This is a genomic window from uncultured Phenylobacterium sp. (assembly GCF_902826855.1).
In the GTDB taxonomy this organism is placed as follows: Bacteria; Pseudomonadota; Alphaproteobacteria; order Caulobacterales; family Caulobacteraceae; genus Phenylobacterium.
In genome coordinates, this window is record NZ_CADEGK010000314.1 from 1 (window position 1) to 3,526 (window position 3,526).

At 70.3% G+C, this 3,526-nt stretch carries 4 protein-coding genes; 1 reads left to right on the forward strand and 3 read right to left on the reverse strand.

The annotated features are described in order from the left end of the window. The coding region (locus tag QZV94_RS23975; protein ID WP_293682831.1) for a cytochrome b at positions 1 to 532 on the reverse strand (532 nt) is incomplete at its 3' end. A 4-nt stretch (positions 533 to 536) separates the two neighbouring features. Then, entirely contained in the window at positions 537 to 1,133 is a 597-nt protein-coding gene (locus QZV94_RS23980) for a YceI family protein (protein ID WP_293682833.1), read from the reverse strand. 166 nt (positions 1,134 to 1,299) lie between these two features. On the opposite strand from QZV94_RS23980, the gene QZV94_RS23985 reads away from it, so the two are divergent. Then, positions 1,300 to 3,042 carry an acyl-CoA dehydrogenase gene (locus QZV94_RS23985; RefSeq protein WP_293682835.1) on the forward strand — a complete coding sequence of 581 codons (1,743 nt, stop codon included), beginning with the start codon at positions 1,300 to 1,302 and terminating at the stop codon, positions 3,040 to 3,042. Here QZV94_RS23985 and QZV94_RS23990 read toward each other — a convergent pair. After that, a partial coding sequence (locus tag QZV94_RS23990; RefSeq protein ID WP_293682837.1) for an O-methyltransferase occupies positions 3,039 to 3,526 on the reverse strand: 488 nt, incomplete at its 5' end. The genes QZV94_RS23985 and QZV94_RS23990 overlap by 4 nt on opposite strands.

Below are 3,526 nucleotides of genomic sequence, written 5' to 3' on the forward strand. Positions count from 1 at the left end.
TGAACAGCTGGTGCTTCAACGCCCCGGCCACATGGAGGGCGATCAGGACATAGGCGCCCTTGATGATGGTCTCGTGGGCGGCCTCGGCGGCCTCATGCCAGACCTCGCGGGCCGCCGGCGCCAGCTCCGCCAGCCCGGGGATGTGCGGCCAGGGGACGGTCCCGAACAGCAGGGTCGGCAACGCGATGCGGCTGGATGAGACAATGATCCAGCCGGTCAGCGGCATACCGATCATCACTGCGTAGAAGGCCCAGTGCACGGCGGTGGAGAGCTTGCGCTCCCAGCGGGCCAGCGTCGCCGGCTCCGGCGGCGGCGGGTGGATCAGCCGCCAGGCCAGGCGCGCGAGGCTGAGCAGGAGGACGGTGATCCCGATCGACTTGTGGAATTGGACGACGGCGAAGGCTTCGAGGGAGCGCCCCTCCATGCGCCCGGCCAGGATCACCTGCAGGATGATCAGCGCCGCGATCGTCCAATGCAGGACGATGGCGAGCAGCGAGTATCGCCGGGCGTGCGCGGCCGTCGCGTCGGTCATGCGGCTACTTCTTCACGAACTCGACCTCGAACTCCAGGTCCACCATGTCGCCGGCGAAGGGCCGGGCGGCGGTCACGCCGAACTCCGAACGCTTGATCTGGCCCCGGCCGGAGAAACCCATCCGCGAGGCCATCAACGGCAGGCCGGGCCCGTAGCCGTTGAACGAGACGTCCAGGGTCACCGGCTTGGTGACGCCGTGCAGGGTGAGGTCGCCGGTCAGCTTGCCCTGGCCCTCGGCGTCCTGGGTCAGGCTGGTCGAGACGAAGGTGATGGTGGGGTACTTCTCCGGCTCGAAGTAGCCGGCGATCGTGCGGTTGAAGGCATTGTCCTCGCTGTCGATGGACTTGGGATCCACCGTGATCGAGACCTTTGTCGCCTGCCAGTTGGCCGGGTCATAGGTGAAGGCGCCCTCCAGCCGGGTGAAGCGCAGGGTGTAGTGCGAGAAGCCCATGTGCGGGATCCTCACCACCAGGCTGGCGTGGCGCGGGTCGAGGGCGAAGGCGCCCGCAGGGACCTTGGCGGGATCGCGGGTCGTCGGGTCCGCGGCTGCAGCGCCGGACGCGGCGAGGGCGATGACGAAGGCGATCGAAGTGCGGAACATCCCGGGCTCCCGGCGCAAGCATGCCATTCGGCGGCCGGACGTGCGACGGCCGCGCCTTCAATATATGCCGCTGGAGACATGGCCGGACGCAACCGGGCTCGAAAATAGTGTCCAACCCGGGCGCAAAACCGGTACCCAGACCGCACGCACCGAAGAGACCTCGCCCATGACGTTCCGCGCCCCGACCCGCGACCTGGCCTTCGCGCTCCGCGCCGCCGGCCATCCGGAACTGCTGGCCCGCGCCTTCCCCGACCTGGATGACGACACCGTCACAGCCGTGCTGGAAGCGGCCGCCGCCTTCGCCGATGGGGAACTTGCCCCGCTGAACCGAGGCGGCGACCTGGTTGGCGCGCGCTATGAGAACGGCCGGGTGACCGCCGCGCCGGGCTTCGCCGAGGCCTATCGCCACTTCGTCGAGCAGGGCTGGAACTCGCTCTCGGCGGATCCAGAGCACGGCGGCCAGGGGCTGTCCAAGGCCATGGAACTGGCGGTGTTCGAGATGATCCACGCCGCCAACATGGCGTTCGGGCTTTGTCCGATGCTCACCCAGGGCGCCATCGAGGCCCTGGCGCTGCACGGGACCGAGCGGCAGAAGCGGCTGGTCCTGCCGAAGCTGGTGTCCGGCGAGTGGACGGGGGCCATGAACCTCACCGAGCCGCAGGCCGGATCGGACCTGGCGGCGCTGACCACGCGGGCCGACCCGGACGGGTCCGGCGGCTACCGGCTGACCGGCCAGAAGATCTTCATCACCTGGGGCGACCACGACGCCGCCGACAACATCTGCCACCTGGTGCTTGCCCGCACCCCCGACGCACCGCCAGGCGTGAAGGGCATCAGCCTGTTCCTCGCCACCAAGGTGGAGGTGAAGGACGACGGCTCGCTGGGCAGCCCCAACAACCTGCGGCCGGGGTCCATCGAGCACAAGCTGGGCATCCACGGCTCGCCGACGTGCGTGATGCTCTTTGAAGGCGCGCGCGCCGAATTGGTGGGCGAGCTGGGCCAGGGTCTGCCGGCCATGTTCGTGATGATGAACGCCGCCCGGCTGCAGGTCGGCGTCCAGGGCGTGGCGATCGCCGAGCGGGCCTTCCAGCAAGCCCTCGGCTTCAGCCAGGAACGCAGGCAGGGCCGTACGGCCTGGGAGGCGGACGGGGCGATCTATGGCCACCCCGACATCCGCCGCACGCTGATGCTGATGAAGGCGAAGATCGAGGCGGCCCGCGGCATCTGCCTGTTGACCGGCGTGCTGGCCGACCTGGCGCGGCTGGCCGACAGCGAGGGCGAGCGGGCCGCGGCCAAGGCGCGGCAGGAGCTGCTGACCCCCATCGCCAAGGCCTGGTCCACCGACCTGGGGGTCGAGGCCGCCTCGCAAGGGTTGCAGGTGCACGGCGGCATGGGCTTCATCGAGGAGACCGGCGCGGCCCAGCACTACCGCGACGCCCGCATCGCCCCGATCTACGAGGGCACCAACGGCATCCAGGCCCTGGACCTGGTGGGCCGCAAGCTGCGGCTGAACGGGGGAGAGACCCTGCGCGGCCTCTGCGCGGAGATGGCGCTCGCCGCCGAAACCCTGACCCAGGACCCGGAGCTGGCCCCGGTCGGACGGCGGCTGGCGGCCGGGATCGTGGCGCTTGAGCGGGCGGCCGACAGCGTCGTGGCGGCGGACAACGTCACCGCCCTGGCCGTGGCGACCCCGTTCCTTAAGCTGGCCGGCGACGTCATCGGCGGCTGGGTGCTAGGCCGCCAGGCGCTGGCGGCGGCCGGTTCCGACGACCCGTGGCTGAAGGCCAAGGGCGCGCTGGCGCGACTCTACGCCAGCCAGGTGCTCAGCCTCGCGCCGGGCCAGGCCGACGCCATCGCCGACGGCGCGGGCGACTTGGAAGCGACCCCGGCGAGCGCGCTGGCAGGCTAGGTCTTCACCACCATCTCCAGCCCGCCCTCGAACGGGAGGGTCGCGTGGGTGAACCCGTTCGCCGGGTCATCCACGTACTCGAAGAAGTGGCGGTAGGACTGGCGGAACATGCCCGCGGTGTTGTCGGCGACCACCACCGCGCCGGGACGCAGGTGCGGGCCGATCAGCTCGATCGCCGGGCGCGCCATCTCCGTCCAGATGTCCATCAGCACGAAGTCGACGGGCCCTTCGATGACCTTCAGCGTCTCACGCAGGTCGCCCTCACGCAGGTCGATGAACGGGCTCAGTCCCGCCTCGGCGAAGCTCTTCCGGGCGGCGGCCGCCTTGGCCCGCTCGTACTCGGTGGCGATCACCGTCCCGCCCCCGTTGGCCCGCACGGCATCGGCCAGGTAGAGCGTCGAGACGCCGTAGGAGGTGCCGACCTCCACCACCCGCGTGGCCTTGAGCGCACGGCACATCAGGGTGCAGAACTCCGCCTTGATCG